Here is a 16,584-nt window from a genome sequence, read left to right as displayed (position 1 = left end):
AAATGATTAGGATAGTGAGTGAGTCGTATCAATCCTATCCTATTTCCTCTCCTTATATAAAATGGAATGATGAATACTAGAGATTTTGAATTTTTAATTAAATAAATAATTTACAAATTATCTGATGAAAGTCTATTTTGGGCAATATGACGAATCCCAAAAATTTGTACATCGCTATTACTAACACCAAATAGAATTCGATGTTTCTTATAAACTAACTGACGAATTTCTAATCCGATATCTTTACTTTCTGGTGCTTTTGGACAGCGATTAGGAAATTGTTCTAAGGTGAGAATTGCTTCTACTAAGCCATTATACCATTCATCTGCTTTTGAAGGAGATTCTCTTTGCATCCACAAAAAAACATCTTCTACATCGGCTAAAGCAGATGGGGAAATTTCAACGCGAAATGTCATAATTTTTCCGTAATTCCTCTAAAGCTGTTCGTGCTGGTTTTCCTTCTCCGCTTTCAAATTCTGTTATTCCCTGACGAATTGCTAAGACTGATTCTACATATTCCAAACGTTTTAAAATCTCTTGATAAGCGATCGCATCCTGAACAACAACTTCCGCTTTACCATTAACTGTTAATACTAAAGGTTGTTGAGTTTCTTTGATTTGTTTAACGTATTGTTTTGCATTTCTCTGAAACTCAGTTAGTGAATGAATATCTTTTAAGTTAATCATAGAGTTTCTTGTTCAACCTCAAACATTGAATTCCATGTTAATTCCATGATAAGCCATAATCAATTGTTTGTCAAATTCCTATAACCTTTGTAATTGAGCATAATTAGTATCTGAGTTTTGGATGTAAATTAAGGATGATATTTTATTCTATACAATCTCATCACCCTATTAGTATCTGTTGATATTGCAATGATGGACTTATTCTTCAGTTTGTTGTTGAGCATAATTCAGATTCTTTTGATATTCTATAACCTTTTTTTGAGCAATTTCATAATTAGGGTCAGATGAAGGAATTGATTTCATCATATTAATAGAACTTTCCCATTCCTTGACAACTAAATTCCACTCTTCTTTAGATTTTGCAGATTGAGCTAAAGTAGCTGCACGGGTAGCTTTATTAACAGCTTCTCGAAAATAATTAACTTGAATTGATGAATTTTCAGGTGAAGGAGAAGCTATAATAGGGCTAGACTCTTGTGGAGAATGTAAAAGTTTAACCAGACTAGCTACCAAAAAATAGAAAACCAGATATTTGAATAAATTGATAAAAATACCCCATTTTGATAAACTTGAAGTAGGATTTTTAATAACTTTATGTATACCTTTTTCGGTATTTTTTCCTAAATTTTGAATTGCCAGAAGCGTTTCAGTGGTATTGTTTTGTAATTTTTCAGTTGTTTCAATTACACTTTCAGAAATAACAGTTTGAAATTGTGAAATCTTTTGAACAGTTTTATCCAAATTTTTTGAGGTGGTTTCCTGAAGTTCATTAGAAGTATCAGTAATTTTTTCCGATAAATTTTGAGAAGCTTGAGAAACGGTAGTTGTTAGTTCATCAACTGTTTTAATTATAGATTGAGAAGCAGTTGTTTGAACTTCAGAAATCTTTTGAACAGTTTGATCCAGATTTTTTGAGGTGGTTTCCTGAATTTGATTAGAAGTATCAGTAATTTTTTCCGCTAGATTTTGGGAGGTTTGAGAAATAGTAGTTGTTAGTTCATCAACTGTTTTAATTATAGATTGAGAAGCAGTTGTTTGAACTTCAGAAATCTTTTGAACAGTTTGATCCAGATTTTTTGAGGTAGTTTCCTGAAGTTGATTAGAAGTATCAGTAATTTTTTCTGCTAAATTTTGAGAGGTTTGAGAAACAGTAGTTTTTAGTTCATCAACGCTTTGATTAATTTTTTGATTGGCTTTTTTAACTGCTTTTTTACCTATTTGTTTAAATTGTTTCAAAAGTTTTAGTTTATTCATAACAGTTAAGGGTGAGGAGATCAGAGGATATTTATATTAAAGAGATTGTAATTCTTTCTTGGCTGAATGTCAATCTGAGATTCTGTATCCCAACCCCGCCAAAACCTATCCAAAACTTGACTCGATTTTCTAATGCTCAAAAATCAAGTCAACTAAACTCTTTAAATCCGGTACTTCTAAATCCGGTTGAGCGATCGCAATTTTTGTTGCTCCTCCTCCGGGTTGTCCTTGACGACGATTCACCCAAACTGTTGTTAATCCTAAACTATTGGCTGTAACAATATCATGAAAAATACTTTGAGCAACGTGCAGGAGTTGATTAGTAGAAAACCCGGTTTTTTCTAAAGCAAATTCAAAATTATGGGCAGACGGTTTATAAGATTGAGCTTGTTGTGCGGTAATAATCTGATCAAATTCTATTTGTAGATGTTGGTTTGTTTGGGCAAATAAATCATCATCAATATTAGAAATAATCACTAATTTATATTTTTGTTTTAAGGCTTTAAGAGCTTCTACCGTATCAGGAAAAGGTTGCCAATGTTGTATCGAATTCCCTAAACTCTCTAATTCCGGGGGAGTCGGAGAAAACCCCAAACGTTCTCCGAACTTCTGTACCACTTCTCGAAGAATTGCCCGATAGGTTTTATAGTCTCCGCTTTGGGCTTCCGGTTCTAGGATAGCAAATAATTCAAGTAACTCTTGATTACTCATTTTAATATTATGAGCCTTGACTAATTGTTGTAAAACGGGAGTAATCCCGCTTTCCCAATCAATTAAAGTGCCGTAGCAGTCAAAGCTCAGGGCTGCAAATTGATTAAATTGAATCATGATATAAGGGAACAGGGAACAGGGAACAGGGAACAGAGAATACCGCAGGAAAAGATTTCTCTGCACGCGGTTTCAGCATCAGTCTATGTCCTAAATGCCAGGCGCGACTCCTATAATTTTAGGGGAATTTTCAGGGGGGAGTTAATATCGCTTTCTCAATTCTGGGGACTCATTAAAACCTAGCCGATTAACCTCTACCAATTACTGATAACCCTTCAACAATAATTGAAGGAGTATAACAAGAACCATTCCAAGCGGCATCACCTCCTAATTCTACAACTTGTTTAAGGGCAGTGTAAACATTCCCGGCTACCATTGTATTTTTCACCCGGCCTACAATTTCACCTTTTTCGATGCGATATCCTAAATCAACATTAATCGAAAAATCCCCACTAATTCCCGCACTTCCTCCTAACATTTGATCAACGATTAAAGCCCGATCTAAACCTTGGATTAACTGAGCTAAGGAACTTTTTCCGGGTTGAACTAAAAGATTAAATAAACCCGGAGTGGGATAACTGCCTAAATGAGTACGAAATCCGTTTCCGGTTGTACCACTGCCCAAAGTTCGGCCTGTGGTTAAGTCGGTATAAAACAGTTGTAAAACGCCCTTTTGAATAAAAGTAATCGGACGGGTGGGAATTCCTTCGTCATCAAAGGGACAACTGTATGGCCCGATATCAGGTTCCTGAGAAATGGTTAATACGGTTGACATCACGGGGGTACTTAAGCGATCGCTCCAAGGAGAAGCACCTTCTAAGACCTGTTTGCCGTTCAAAGCGGCGGAAAGGGTTCCCCAGAGCATATCGGCGGCTTTAGCGGTGAATAAGACCGGAATTCTGCCGCCTGGAAAAGGCACATTGTCCTTGGCCCAATTTAACCGCATTAAAATTCGTTCGGCGAGAAGGATGGGATCAAGAAAATCCCGTTGGGTTTGGCCATCGGAAACCGCTAAAAAATCATCCCCCCGAACCCATTCCGTTTCCACATAACCACTGAGGGTGGTGTCAGTATGGCTACATTCGAGTCCCCGTGAGTTGATCAAGCGAATGGATTCGACTTCACAGTCCCATTCCGCCATACATAAGACATCGGGATAGGGAGAGCGAATGAGTTCAATCGCCTGTTTTCCCCAATTAATCAATTGTTCAACGGGTACTGCTTCCCCAATATCGGGATAGTGAGATGGGGCTGTTGATTCGGTCAGTTCAATGGTTTCTGGCTGATTCAGGGTACTCAAGGCGATCGCCCGTTGGACTAATTTTTCCGGTTCCACTGGCCCATAGGCAACTGCTAAACCCGGACGTCCATCTCGCCAAAGTCGCAAGGTTGTCCCTTCCGATTGGCTACTTTCGAGTTGCTTGAGTCGATTGGCTTCAAAAAAAATCGGCTTGGATAGGGATTGAGATTGAAATACTTCCGCAGCCTCAGCGCCCGATGCGGCAGCTAACTCTAATAGCTGTTCGGCGGATTGGTCGTAGGTCATGGATGGTTGTCATGGCATAGCGTCATCGTTCATCCTACCGTGATCGGTGATTCCTATTCCCTATTTCTATTGATAGGACTGAGGTAATAAATTAGCTATTTCCCTGTGACAATAGTGGGTCAAATCCTCTACTACTTTTCGAGCTTGTTTGCCTTGATATTGACGTTGTAATCGTGGGGTAATCCAATAGGGACGGCCGATTAAGATCTGGATTCTTCGATACAGAATCACCGGATGCCAACCGGGTTGATTAAATAGGGGTTCGCTCGGATCGAATATACCTAGTAAACGCAGAGGAATTGCCGAGGGGAGGGTTTGTTCTTCTAATGTTGCGATCGCTACGGGTAAAACTGCTAAATCTGAAACCCTTGAACGTAAAGCTAAATGAGCAAATCCCCGTTGAAAAGTTCCCACAACATTAGGTTGGGTTTGTTGTAACATTGGGGTCGCGCCTTCGGGAAAAATCCCTACCATTTGTCGTTGTTTTAAAAGTTGAGTGGCTTGTTTGAAAAATTGTTGAGGTCGATGTTGAGGTTCATCAAAAGGAAAAGCACCGAACTGGGTAACAATTTCGCGCAAAAGTGGCACTTGACCCATATAATGATGGGAAGCAAAACGAAGGGTACGACCGACACCTGCGGTTAACACAATCGGATCGATGACGCTGCGATGGTTACTCACCACAATCGCAGGGCATCCTTCAGGAATTCGATCTTCATAGTCTATGAACATCTGTATTCCCAATACTGCCAATAGCCACCGACAACTCAATCCCGTTTGATCTAAGAACATGAATCACCAACACACTGCTTGAATCGGGTTAAATTTTTGACTAAAACTTAAGACATCTTTTAGAATTTTGAGAAACTTTAAACAAAGCATTATAATCCATCTAAGTTTACCTTTGTAATGAAATTGACACAGACCCATTTCAATACCTTTGCACTTACAACTCCTCTTTATTATGTCAATGATGTTCCTCATATAGGTAGTGCTTATACCACAATGGCGGCTGATGTTATCGCTCGGTTCCAACGACTTCAAGGAAAATCCGTCCTGTTGATTACAGGAACCGATGAACACGGTCAAAAAATTCAACGCACCGCCGAGGAATTAGGGCGTTCTCCCCAAATTCACTGCGATCAAATTGCTGCTAGTTTTGCCTCTCTTTGGCAACACTTGAATATTCAGTATGATCGCTTTAGTCGCACGAGCGCCCCTCGTCATGAAGCCATCGTCAAAGAGTTTTTTCAGAAGGTTTGGAATCAAGGAGATATCTATCTCAGCCAACAACAGGGTTGGTATTGTGTCGCCTGTGAAGAATACAAAGAAGAACGGGAATTAGAAGCGGGAAAATACTGCCCTATCCACGTCAATAAAGCCGTAGAATGGCGAGATGAGCAGAACTATTTTTTCCGACTCTCTAAATATCAAAACCAGCTAGAAACCTTATATCAAGAGCGTCCTGACTTTATTCAGCCCGAAAGTCGCCGTAACGAAGTCATCAATTTTGTTAAGCAAGGATTACAAGATTTTTCGATTTCTCGCGTTAATATTGACTGGGGATTTCCCGTTCCCTCTGATCCAAGTCATACGATTTATGTTTGGTTTGATGCCTTATTGGGCTATGTGACGGCTTTACTTGACCCAGAGGATGAACCAACCTTAGACAATGCTTTATCAAAATGGTGGCCGATTAATTTACACCTGATTGGTAAAGATATTTTACGATTTCACGCCATTTACTGGCCCGCCATGTTGATGTCCGCAGAGGTATCTCTTCCCGGTCGTATCTTTGGACACGGTTTTTTAACCAAAGATGGGAAGAAGATGGGCAAAAGCTTGGGAAATACCCTTGATCCCATCGCTTTAGTCAATCAATATGGTGCCGATGCTATTCGCTTTTATTTCTTGAAAGAGATAGAATTTGGACAGGATGGTGATTATAATCAAACTCGGTTTATTCACACCGTCAATGCCCACTTAGCCAATGACTTAGGAAACCTACTCAACCGCACGCTGAAAATGGCGTATAAATACTTTAACGGTTGTGTTCCTAATGTTAAAAGTGAAGAAATCCCCAAGGATGATTCCCTGAAAACCCTCGGCTTAACCCTGGCGGATACGGTCACTCAAGGTTACGAATCTCTTGCTTTTAGCGAAGTTTGTACTGCTATTTTCACCTTGGTTCAAGCTGGGAATAAATACATTGATGAAAAAGCTCCCTGGAGTCTTTATAAACAAGGAAAACAAGAAGCAGTTTCCCAAGTGCTGTACTCGGTTTTAGAGTCAGTTCGACTGGCTTCTTATCTGTTATCCCCGATTATTCCCAATATCAGCACCCGGATTTATCAACAATTGGGATATCCAATCGACTTCAATGATCAAACCCGACTAGCGACAGCACTGTCCTTTGACACCCATGCTGTTTGGGGTGCGTTACCTGCAAATCAATCCCTGGAGGAAGCGCAACCCGTCTTTAGACGTTTGGAAAATGCAGAGGAGGCATAATCCTAATTTACAAACTTAAACCCGTTTAAATGATAGCCTAGTTTAACATAAAACATCAATTTCAATCGGTTTATTTTACCCATAGTTCAGATCATTTTTTCCATAAAAAAAGAGGTATAAAAATGTTGAATAATATCAACCCTGGAGAACTGTTTACTCCTGAGCAAGTTCTGGAAAATAGAGGACGAGTTGCCATTTTTATCGATGGTTCTAATCTATTTTATGCAGCTTTACAACTCGGAATCGAAATCGATTACACTAAATTATTGTGTCGTTTAACGGCCGGATCTCGGTTGTTACGATCCTTTTTCTATACCGGAGTTGATCGCACCAACGAGAAGCAACAGGGCTTTTTATTGTGGATGCGACGCAATGGCTACCGCGTGATTGCTAAAGACTTAGTACAACTTCCCGATGGTTCCAAAAAAGCTAATTTAGATGTTGAAATCGCCGTTGATATGATGGCTTTAGTGGGCTCTTATGACACAGCAGTTTTAGTTAGTGGTGATGGGGATTTAGCCTATGCGGTGGACTCCGTAAGTTACCGAGGCGTGCGGGTGGAAGTCGTGAGTTTGCGATCAATGACCAGTGATAGTTTAATTAATGTCGCGGATCGCTATATTGATTTAGAAATGATCAAAGAAGACATCCAAAAAACTCCCCGGAGTCCCAGTTATACCTATCGTCCCTTATCAGGAATAAGTTTAATTGATGGGCAAATCATAGAAGATTCATAGGAGATTTACAGGAGTAGAGACTTGACACAAGGCAAGTTTTTACTCCCCAACTCCTGAATTTTTGAACTCCTAAACTGTTATATAGCACTACGCATTACAGTTGTAGAGGGAGGCAGCATGGCACATCTCTACTAAATCCAGCAAACTCATTCCCAATTCGTAATTCGTAATTCGTAATTCGTAATTCCCTATTCCCTGCTATAAAATTAGATGCGGTTGTTACTCCTTTGGGTAGTTATTCTCGTGGGAATTTCTGCCTGCACCCCAAAAAATATCCAACAGACCTCAACAGATTCTAAATCTAAGACTTCTGAAGAAATTGATCGGACATTAACCTTAGATGATGTCATCTTAGAACAAGCGGATGAACAGGGAAAATTATTATGGAAAATTAAAGCCAAACAAGTCAGTTATAGTAAAGATCAGAAAATGGCGACGGTTAAAGATCCCGTTGGGGAGTTATATGATCAGGGGAAACTCCTATATAAAATTAAAGCAGATCAAGGAGAATTTGAACAGAAAAGCAAACGCATTTTTTTACGCAATAATATTGTAGCAACTGATCCAAAAACAGGTTTAGTTTTGAAGGGAAAAGAATTAGAATGGATTGTTCAACAGAACATTATTGCGGTGCGAAATGGAGTGACCGGAGATCATGTTCAACTGCAAGCCGTTGCCAAAGAAGTTCAGGTTTTCTATCGTCAAAAACGAGTTGAATTTTGGGATAAAGCCACTGTGAGTTCAAAAAATCCCGTGATCAAGATCCAAAGTGATCATATTGTTTGGCTCTGGGAACAGCAACTTTTAAGCAGTAATTTAAAAACACAAATTGAACGGTATCAAAATCAAACCATTACTGACCGAGGAATTGCAGAAACCGGCGAACTCAATTTAAAAACCCAAACCGCTACTCTGAGAAAAAATGCCCAAATCGCATTATCTGAACCGCCATTGCAAATTTCTAGTCATGAACTCCAATGGAATTATGAAAAACGCACAATTAGTTCTCCGCAATTTATTACAATTATTGAACGGGAACAACAAATTACCCTAACTGCGAATCAAGGTTGGGGAGATTTAAAAGATAATATCTTTTATTTGACGGGAAATGTTGTTGGCATTGGCGCTAAACGTCAAGCACAACTTAACGCCAATTTAGTGAGTTGGTTCGTTCCTCAACAGTCTTTTTCCGCAGAAGGAAACGTGGTCTATCGTCAAATCGATCCCCCATTTAATTTAAGGGGAGAAAAAGCCGTTGGCAAGTTTGAAAATGACACCATTGTTGTTAGTGGAGGAAATACAGGAACTCCTGTGGTGACGGAAATTATTCCCGAATAAACTTAACGTTAAGAGAACTCTTTTCCTCCCTGTTCCCTGCTATATAAAAACTCATTTAGAGTTTCTATAAGTTGATCAATTTCTGAGGGCCGGGTAAAGTAATGAACGCAGGCTCTAACGCAATTGGGATCGAGGAGAGTTCTGAGGAAAATACCCCGGTTTTCTAAAGCATTGACTAAGGATTTATGGGATTTTCCATCGCTAAGTTGAAACGAAACTAAACCTGCTTCGGGAGGAGAAGTTCTTAAACATTGAATTTGCGGAATTTTAGAGAGTTTTTGCCAGAGATATTGACTATTTTGACAAATTTGTTGATAACGTTCTGTAGCAGTTCCCCATTGATGGTGAAGGGCGATCGCATCGCGTAAAGCCGCATATAAGGGAGAGGCAGAAGTGGCGACTTCATAACGTCTACCGTCGGGTGTCCAAGCGATCGGTTTTCCCAATTCATCGCTAATAATACTTCGCCATCCGATAAAGGTTGGGGATAATTCTGATAAGGATTCAGCGCTAACATATAACCCTCCTAATCCATCTGGCCCACATAACCATTTATGACCTGTAAAGGCATAAAAATCAACCCCAGTTTCTGTTAATTGAAGGGGTAAAACTCCAACGGATTGAGCCGCATCTACTAATACTTTTGTGTTATAATTCTGATGACAGAGGTTAACAATTTCGCTTAGGGGTAATAATTGACCTGTATTCCATAAAATATGACTGATAACTAATAGGCGAGTATGGGGTTTTAAATACTCAGAAATCATGACTACAGGATCACCTTGGTTTAAGGTTTCTCTGAGGGGAAAAAACGAAACTTCCAGATTAAAACGGCGTTGAAGTTCTTGAACAGTTGCTATAATCCCTGGATGTTCACAATCAGAAATTAACAGATGATCTCCCGATCGCCAATCAATTCCCCACAGAGCAATATTACAACCAACGGTAACATTTTCGGTGAACGTGAGGGTTTCAGGAGGAATTCCTAACTCAGTAGCGACCAGATGGCGAGTTAAGCTGATTTCTTGCTGTTGCCAGTGACCTATTTTCCCTGAAAAGGGGCCATGACACTGCACATAATTATACCCTTGAACAATCGCATCCATCGACACCTGGGGTAATGGCCCTTGTCCGCCATAATTAAAATAGGCTTTATTCGCTAAGGCAGGAAAATGTTGGCGATGGGTTTCTAGGGAAAGAGTTGTCATAATATTGAGAGTTCGTTATTTTTCGTCAAGGAACACTTTTAAGTTTAATGTGAAGAGGAGATCTAATTCCTAATTGACCATTGACACCCAAACAATCATGTTAATCACCGATAAACAACTTTTGCTTTATCAACGCTGTCAGAGACGTGCATTTTTAGAGCGTTATGGAGATAGTTCTCAACAAGATCCTCCCAGTGATTTTTTACTAAAACTGATGCAGGATAGTTCGGCTTATCAAAAAAGTATTTTATCACATTATCCTTATTTTAAACTCAACTCTTTTTTTGGAAATTGGGAGTTAGGTGCAAAACAAACCCTAGAGTTAATGCAGCAAGGAGTTGATCGAATTTATCAAGGGGTTTTGCTAAAATCAGAGGTGATTAATCACTCTGAAATGATCGGGAATGGATCGTCTATAGAACTTGATTTGATGATTCCGGTTACCTTAGTAAGTTCTCCTGAATTATTAGTCAAACAGCCCGGATTTTCTAAGTTTGGAGATTGGGTTTATGTTTCTCAGGATATTAAATTAGGGAAACGTCCTAAACTCGATTATCAAATTATTTCTGCTTTTCATGCCTATTTATTAGAAGATATCCAAGGAATACAGCCGGAAACAGGGTGGTTAATTTTACGAGATAAAGCCCCTTATGCGGTGAATTTAGAACAGCGTCTTCCCCAAATGCACGAGGTTTTAAAGAATTATTTAAACATGATTTTAGACCGGAAAGAACCGGAAGTTTTTATTGCTAGACAAAAATGCAATTTATGTCAATGGTATAGTTATTGTTTGGATGGGGCGCGATCGCAAAATCATCTTTCTTTAATTCCGGGTGTAACTCCGACTCGTTATTTACGGTTACAGGAACTTAATTTAACTACCGTTGAAACCTTAGCCAAGGCTACCCCTGAGCAATTGGAAGTATATCCCGAATTTGTGGAAGGAGTTGCTTTACAAATTATTAAACAAGCTGAATCCAATTTAGAGAGTAAAGCAATTAAACGTCAAGAGGAGTTTATTAGTTTTGAGGAAAACTTTAATTCTAGCCAATGGATTGATATTTTTCAGGATAATTATCAAACGAAGTTAAAACAATTTCCCGTTGAGATTTATTTTGATATTGAAGCACAACCCGAATTAAATTTTGATTATTTACATGGAATGTTAGTCGTAGATCGGCGTTCAAATCAACAAAAATTTTATCCGCTTTTAGCAGAAAATAAAGCTCAAGAGGAATTAATTTGGAAACAGTTTTTAGGGTTAGTTTGGATGTATCCGATCGCCCCTATTTTCCATTTTTGTGATTATGAACCTAAAACAATTAAACGATTAGCGACGGTTTATAATACCCCGGATTATTGGTGGAAACCCGTGTTAAAACGATTTATTGATCTTCATGCAAAAATGACAGAAACGGTGACACTTCCTGTTGAAAGTTACGCGCTGAAACCTGTGGCGAAATGGTTAGGGTTTGAATGGCGAGATCCCAAAGCAAATGGTGCTCAATCTGTTTGTTGGTATGAACAATGGTTAAAAACAGGCGATCGCTCTTTATTAGATGCTATTGTGCAGTATAATGAAGATGACTGTCTCGCTACATTTCATATTAAAGAATGGTTAACAGACTTTCTCAATGATTAACAAAAAACCCGGTTTTTCAATAATAGCTTTTAACGGATATAGACGATATGACTCAAGAACAAAAAATTGATCGTCAGCGAGAACATCAAGCCAATGAACGGACATTTTTAGCTTGGTTAAGAACGTCTATTTCATTAATTGCTTTGGGTTTTGCGATCGCTCGATTTAGTTTATTTTTACGTCAATTACAAACCTCATTCACCCAAAAAATTACCCCTAGTCATCCGATTTTCAACTCTGATAATATTGGAATTATTTTAGTAATTACGGGAATGATTATTACTATAATTGCAGCTTGGAATTATAATCAAGTTTTTTGGCAAATTGAACAAGCAAATTATAAACCCAACCGTTTATTAATTTGGATGATGACCGTGATTGTGATTATTCTAGGATTAATGAGTTTACCATTATTTTTCCGTCGAGATTTACCTCTAAAAACTGTTCCTAACTCTTTAAATCTGCAAAGCCAAAAGACTTTACCCTTTATTACTCAAGTTCTCATCAATCTTCGCTATTAGCATATAAAAAATTATCAATTTTATCCTCCTCAAAATAGGTAAATTTAATGCAAATTTTATTATCTTTTTCACTCTTAATCTTAACAGTAATTTTGTTTTTAATATTCAGCACCTCTAGTGTGGCGATTTCAACGGTGATTGATTTGATAGGACAAGGGACTTTACCGACCGAATTACTCTATAATAATACAGAAGTTGGGGGTTTATCAGGAATTACTTACAACCCGGAAAAACAGGTTTATTATGCCATATCCGATGACCCAAGCAATAAAAATAAGGCCCGATTTTATACCCTAAATATTGATTTAAGTTCCGGTTTTTTATCGGAAACCGGAGTAAGTGTGATCGGTGTTACTCCCTTATTAACAGAAACGGGAAAACCCTTTACTAAAAATAGCATTGATCCTGAAGGAATTGCCTTTTCAGGAAATAGCATTTTTATCGCTTCAGAAGGAAATTTTTATCAAAATATTCCCCCTTTTATTCAAGAGTTTTCCCTGAAGGGCGAAATATTGCAGACTTTACCCATTCCCGAAAAATTTTTTGATGGGAATGGGAATAAAAGCCGAGGAGTTCGTTCTAATTTAGCCTTTGAAAGCTTAACAATAACACCGGATAAAACCTATTTATTTACAGCGAATGAAAACGCACTCATTCAAGATGGAGAAATAGCGAATTTAGATCGGGGAACACCTGCTCGAATTTTGCGATATAATCTGCAAACCAATCAACCCGATCGAGAGTTTTTGTATATTACTGATCCTTTAGCCAATTCTTCTTTTATAGCAGAACAATATAACAGACAGGGTTTAGTCGATTTATTAGCGATTGATGAACAACATTTAATCAGTTTAGAACGATCTTTTTCCTTGGGTTTAGGATATACTATTAAATTATTTATAGTTTCTTTAGAAAAAGCGGATAATATTCAAGATTTGCCTAGTTTAAAAGCAGTAGATTTTGAGATTAGACCCGCAGAAAAAACTTTATTACTCAATTTAAGTCGTTTAAATATAGCAATTGATAATATTGAAGGATTAACGTGGGGCGCTCTCTTACCTGAAGCAGGGCGATCGCTAATTCTAATCAGTGATAACAATTTTACAACTCTACAAACAACCCAAATTATCGCATTCAGACTAAATCATCTAAAAGTAGTAAGCCCTTCAGGGCTTTGAGTCCTGAAGGACTCACTACTAAGAAAGTAGTAAGCCCTTCAGGGCTTTGAGTCCTGAAGGACTCACTACATGATAATCAAAGCTTAACCCTGAAAGACTTGACAACCGATTGGGGGGATCGGCTATCCTTAGATCAGGAACGTCCGCCATTAGCCGATCACACTCAAATGGAGTAATCCAGCCTGCGGTTGTCAGGTCTGAGGGTGAATTCACAATAAGACCTCATTGGAGGTGAAATTCTTCTTTACCTAGCGAGACAAAACCTTTTTAATCAAATGAACAGGACTTTTGTATCAGGTTTGGTGACTTTCCAAGGGCCAGTGGTCGAACTGGCAATATCCATTTAGCCTGTGCAGTAGTCCAGTAAAAGAACAAAATTTAATTAATTTATTAACCCTTTTTTATGAGTGTCTAATTGGATAAAACCTGAACATTTCTGTGTCACCCACAGGAAACAGAGTTTTATCGTCATTATTGATTTTTAACCCTATAACTATACCGATTTTAGTCGGAAAACCTGAATATTAAAGGTTTTCGGCTCAAATAGAGTTTGGTTTAGAATTCTCTGTCATCAACATTGAACAGAGAGCAAAACAAGGTTGTATTCAAGTAATATGAAATCTCGAAATGTTTGCTACAAATCCCCCCTGTAGAGACGTTGCATGCAACGTCTCTACAGGGGGTTAGAGAGGATCATCTGTAGCATCTATAATGGGATTTCATATAACAACCTCTAATTTCTCCTACAAATTTTTCAGTTCAATATTAAGTCAAAACAGTCCGAATTTTCGGAACAATTTGTTATGAATTCCTTAATGATTAAACCCTACGAAGGTCAAAAAGATTGGTCTGCAATTTTTAATTTATTTCAAGCCTGTCAAACCGTTGATCATCTCACTGAAGATGAAAGTTTAGCAGACTTAAAATTAGGATTATCTTCTCCCAATGTTAATCCCCAAAAAGATATCCGTCTTTGGACAGATGCAAAGGGTCAACTTTTAGGATTAGTTGGAATTGAACCTCAAGTATCTAAAAATGTGATAGATGGATATTTTGGGTTGTATATTCATCCCAGTGTCCGAGCCAGTAATTTAGGCAAAGAGATGATGCGGTGGTGTGAAGCTCGAATTCAAAAAATCGGACAGCAAAAACGGTGTCCCGTGCAATTAAGAACCTATACTTTAGAACAACAAACCGAACAAAATCACTTACTGGAACAACAAGGTTTTAAGGTAGATCGACAGTTTATAACAATGGCGAAATCCTTAGAATCTCCCCTATCTATTCCCGAACTTCCTTCCGGTTTTCAACTCTCTCATATCCAAAGAAAACAAGACGTTTCAGCCTGGGTTGATTTATTTAACGAATCCTTTATTGACCATTGGGATCATCACGAATTAACCCTTAAACAAGCTGAATATTGGCGAAGTCAACCCAACTATCAACCCGAATTAGATTTAGTTGCGATCGCACCCAATGGCACATTTGCGGCTTTTTGTAAATGTCAGTTAAATTCTGATCAAATCGGTTGGATTGAATGGTTGGGAACGCGGCGAACATTTCGGAAATTAGGATTAGGAAAAACCATCCTTTTGGCAGGTTTATCTCAACTGCAAAAAGCAGGTGTAACCACTGCGAAACTTAGCGTTGATGCCGATAGTTTAACAGGAGCAACAAAGCTCTATCAATCGGTTGATTTTAAACCCGTAGCCACCTGGTATTCCTGGGTAAAACCCCTATCCCGTCAAAATCTCAGCCAACTTTTTCCCCAACAAGCCACTGCTTAGAGAAGGTATACAATAGAATTGTTAACAGTTAACAGTTAACCGTCAACCGTCAACCGTCAACCGTCAACACCCCTAACCTATGGCTTCTCTGGCGCGAAAAAACCTATTTGAAGATATTCCCCGTTTTTTGGTGGCTCAAGCTGGGATCATGTTTGCTGTTAGTTTAGTCACCATTCAAAATGGGATTTTAACGGGGTTTATTCGGTCTTCCTCGATATTAATTGATCACTCGAAAGCGGATATTTGGATCGCCTCTAAAGACATGATTCACTTAGAGCTAACGATGCCGATATCTTTAGAACGGATGACCCAAGCTCAGACGGTTTCTGGCGTTGAACAAGCCGAAGCTTTTATTTTTAGAAATGCGCGTTGGCGTGATCCCCTAGAGAATAAAATTCATGCGGTTACGGTGGTTGGCTCCGATCCAGAGGGAGAATTATTTGCACCTTGGAATATTATTCAAGGAGAAGCCAATGCTTTAAAACAACCCTATACCATTATGATTGATGAGAGTAAATTAAACGCTCTCAAAATTAAAAATATCGGTGATATTGCAAAACTCGGAGGATTAGAAGCAAAATTAGGAGGAATCACTCAAGGAACTCAATCAATTGTTAGCAATAGTTTTGTGTTCACGTCTTTAAGAAATGCTAATGCGTATGTTAATAGTCCCGTAAAAACTCAAACTCTGTGCCAAGTTCAAAATGAGGATTTACAATGTACTCAAAGTTATGAGGATCAATCCTCTAATCAAAAACTTGCCAATCTTCCTCCCCCAAGAGCCTTAAATTTAGCTGATCCGATCACTTATGTTTTAATTAAGGCAAAACCAGGCGAAGATTTGACCCAACTGAAGCAAAAACTAGGTGATGCTTTACCCGATGATGTTCAGGTTTTTACCCGTGAAGAAATGTCTACGGTGATGCGAACCTTTTGGCAAAAACGCACAGGAGTTGGGTTTGTTCTCAGTTTAGGGGCGGCGGTGGGAATATTAGTTGGGATGGTGGTGGTCGGACAAATTCTTTATTCCTCCGTCACTGACCACTTAAAGGAATTTGGAACCCTGAAGGCGATGGGAGCGTCCGACTGGGTGATCTACAGTATCATTTTAGAACAGGCCCTCTGGATGGCTGTTTTAGGTTATATTCCAGGTATGGCCCTGTGTTTCGGCGTGGCATCCTGGGCGAGCGCGACCCAAGGAATTTTGATTTTAATTACCCCGTTATCTGCTTTAGGGGTATTTGGTTTAACGGTGGCGATGTGTACGGGGTCGGCATTTTTCGCCATTCAGAAAGTCACTAAGGTTGATCCGGCGATTGTGTTTAAAGCTTGATGTGATTGATGTTTTAGGGAAGGATTGAGTCTGATCACAAGCATTAGGGACTTTTGATCTTAGAATAGTAAGAC

At 38.7% G+C, this 16,584-nt stretch carries 15 protein-coding genes; 8 read left to right on the top strand and 7 right to left on the bottom strand.

Annotated features, from left to right (window positions below):
* Positions 1–110: 110 nt before the first annotated feature.
* From PL8927_RS05360 to PL8927_RS05335, 6 genes are all read right to left on the bottom strand, one after another.
* Positions 111–416, bottom strand: a complete 306-nt coding sequence (locus PL8927_RS05360; protein WP_083618373.1) for a type II toxin-antitoxin system RelE/ParE family toxin — start codon at positions 414–416, stop codon at positions 111–113.
* Positions 400–687 (bottom strand): type II toxin-antitoxin system Phd/YefM family antitoxin, encoded by a 288-nt coding sequence (locus tag PL8927_RS05355; protein ID WP_083618370.1) that lies wholly within the window; start codon positions 685–687, stop codon positions 400–402. Before PL8927_RS05355 ends, PL8927_RS05360 begins: the two co-directional genes overlap by 17 nt.
* Before the next feature lie 198 nt (positions 688–885).
* Positions 886–1,941, bottom strand: a complete 1,056-nt coding sequence (locus PL8927_RS05350) for a hypothetical protein (RefSeq protein WP_083618368.1) — start codon at positions 1,939–1,941, stop codon at positions 886–888.
* Between the two features lie 129 nt (positions 1,942–2,070).
* A complete protein-coding gene (locus tag PL8927_RS05345; RefSeq protein WP_083618367.1) occupies positions 2,071–2,769 on the bottom strand; it encodes a haloacid dehalogenase type II in 699 nt (232 codons plus the stop codon).
* Between the two features lie 187 nt (positions 2,770–2,956).
* On the bottom strand, positions 2,957–4,255 hold the full coding sequence (locus PL8927_RS05340; protein ID WP_083618364.1) for a TldD/PmbA family protein: 1,299 nt from the start codon (positions 4,253–4,255) through the stop codon (positions 2,957–2,959).
* 66 nt (positions 4,256–4,321) lie between these two features.
* The gene (locus PL8927_RS05335) at positions 4,322–5,047 is read right to left on the bottom strand and encodes a lysophospholipid acyltransferase family protein (RefSeq protein ID WP_083618362.1); all 726 of its coding nucleotides are present in this window, start codon (positions 5,045–5,047) and stop codon (positions 4,322–4,324) included.
* Between the two features lie 117 nt (positions 5,048–5,164).
* Between PL8927_RS05335 and metG the strand changes: the two genes are divergently transcribed.
* From metG to lptC, 3 genes are all read left to right on the top strand, one after another.
* Positions 5,165–6,766: a methionine--tRNA ligase gene (metG, locus tag PL8927_RS05330; protein WP_083618361.1), complete on the top strand. Its 1,602-nt coding sequence runs from the start codon at positions 5,165–5,167 to the stop codon at positions 6,764–6,766.
* Positions 6,767–6,888: 122 nt separating this feature from the next.
* Entirely contained in the window at positions 6,889–7,503 is a 615-nt protein-coding gene (locus PL8927_RS05325; protein WP_083618359.1) for a LabA-like NYN domain-containing protein, read from the top strand.
* Between the two features lie 210 nt (positions 7,504–7,713).
* Positions 7,714–8,841, top strand: a complete 1,128-nt coding sequence (gene lptC, locus PL8927_RS05320; protein ID WP_083618357.1) for an LPS export ABC transporter periplasmic protein LptC — start codon at positions 7,714–7,716, stop codon at positions 8,839–8,841.
* Positions 8,842–8,849: 8 nt separating this feature from the next.
* On the opposite strand, the gene PL8927_RS05315 is transcribed toward lptC, so the two are convergent.
* The gene (locus tag PL8927_RS05315) at positions 8,850–10,049 is read right to left on the bottom strand and encodes an aminotransferase class V-fold PLP-dependent enzyme (RefSeq protein WP_083618355.1); all 1,200 of its coding nucleotides are present in this window, start codon (positions 10,047–10,049) and stop codon (positions 8,850–8,852) included.
* A gap of 97 nt (positions 10,050–10,146) precedes the next feature.
* On the opposite strand from PL8927_RS05315, the gene PL8927_RS05310 reads away from it, so the two are divergent.
* The 5 genes from PL8927_RS05310 (at position 10,147) to PL8927_RS05290 (ending at position 16,510) form a co-directional block, all read left to right on the top strand.
* On the top strand, positions 10,147–11,691 hold the full coding sequence (locus PL8927_RS05310; protein ID WP_083618812.1) for a TM0106 family RecB-like putative nuclease: 1,545 nt from the start codon (positions 10,147–10,149) through the stop codon (positions 11,689–11,691).
* Positions 11,692–11,738: 47 nt separating this feature from the next.
* A complete protein-coding gene (locus PL8927_RS05305; RefSeq protein WP_083618354.1) occupies positions 11,739–12,212 on the top strand; it encodes a YidH family protein in 474 nt (157 codons plus the stop codon).
* A gap of 47 nt (positions 12,213–12,259) precedes the next feature.
* Positions 12,260–13,390: an esterase-like activity of phytase family protein gene (locus PL8927_RS05300; protein WP_083618352.1), complete on the top strand. Its 1,131-nt coding sequence runs from the start codon at positions 12,260–12,262 to the stop codon at positions 13,388–13,390.
* A gap of 803 nt (positions 13,391–14,193) precedes the next feature.
* Positions 14,194–15,177 carry a GNAT family N-acetyltransferase gene (locus PL8927_RS05295; protein ID WP_083618351.1) on the top strand — a complete coding sequence of 328 codons (984 nt, stop codon included), beginning with the start codon at positions 14,194–14,196 and terminating at the stop codon, positions 15,175–15,177.
* Positions 15,178–15,256: 79 nt separating this feature from the next.
* A complete protein-coding gene (locus PL8927_RS05290) occupies positions 15,257–16,510 on the top strand; it encodes an FtsX-like permease family protein (RefSeq protein ID WP_083618349.1) in 1,254 nt (417 codons plus the stop codon).
* Positions 16,511–16,584 lie beyond the last annotated feature (74 nt).

Source organism: Planktothrix serta PCC 8927, assembly GCF_900010725.2.
In the GTDB taxonomy this organism is placed as follows: Bacteria; Cyanobacteriota; Cyanobacteriia; order Cyanobacteriales; family Microcoleaceae; genus Planktothrix; species Planktothrix serta.
The sequence above is the reverse complement of the archived record's forward strand: the minus strand, read 5'-3'. Positions and strand labels throughout refer to the sequence as shown.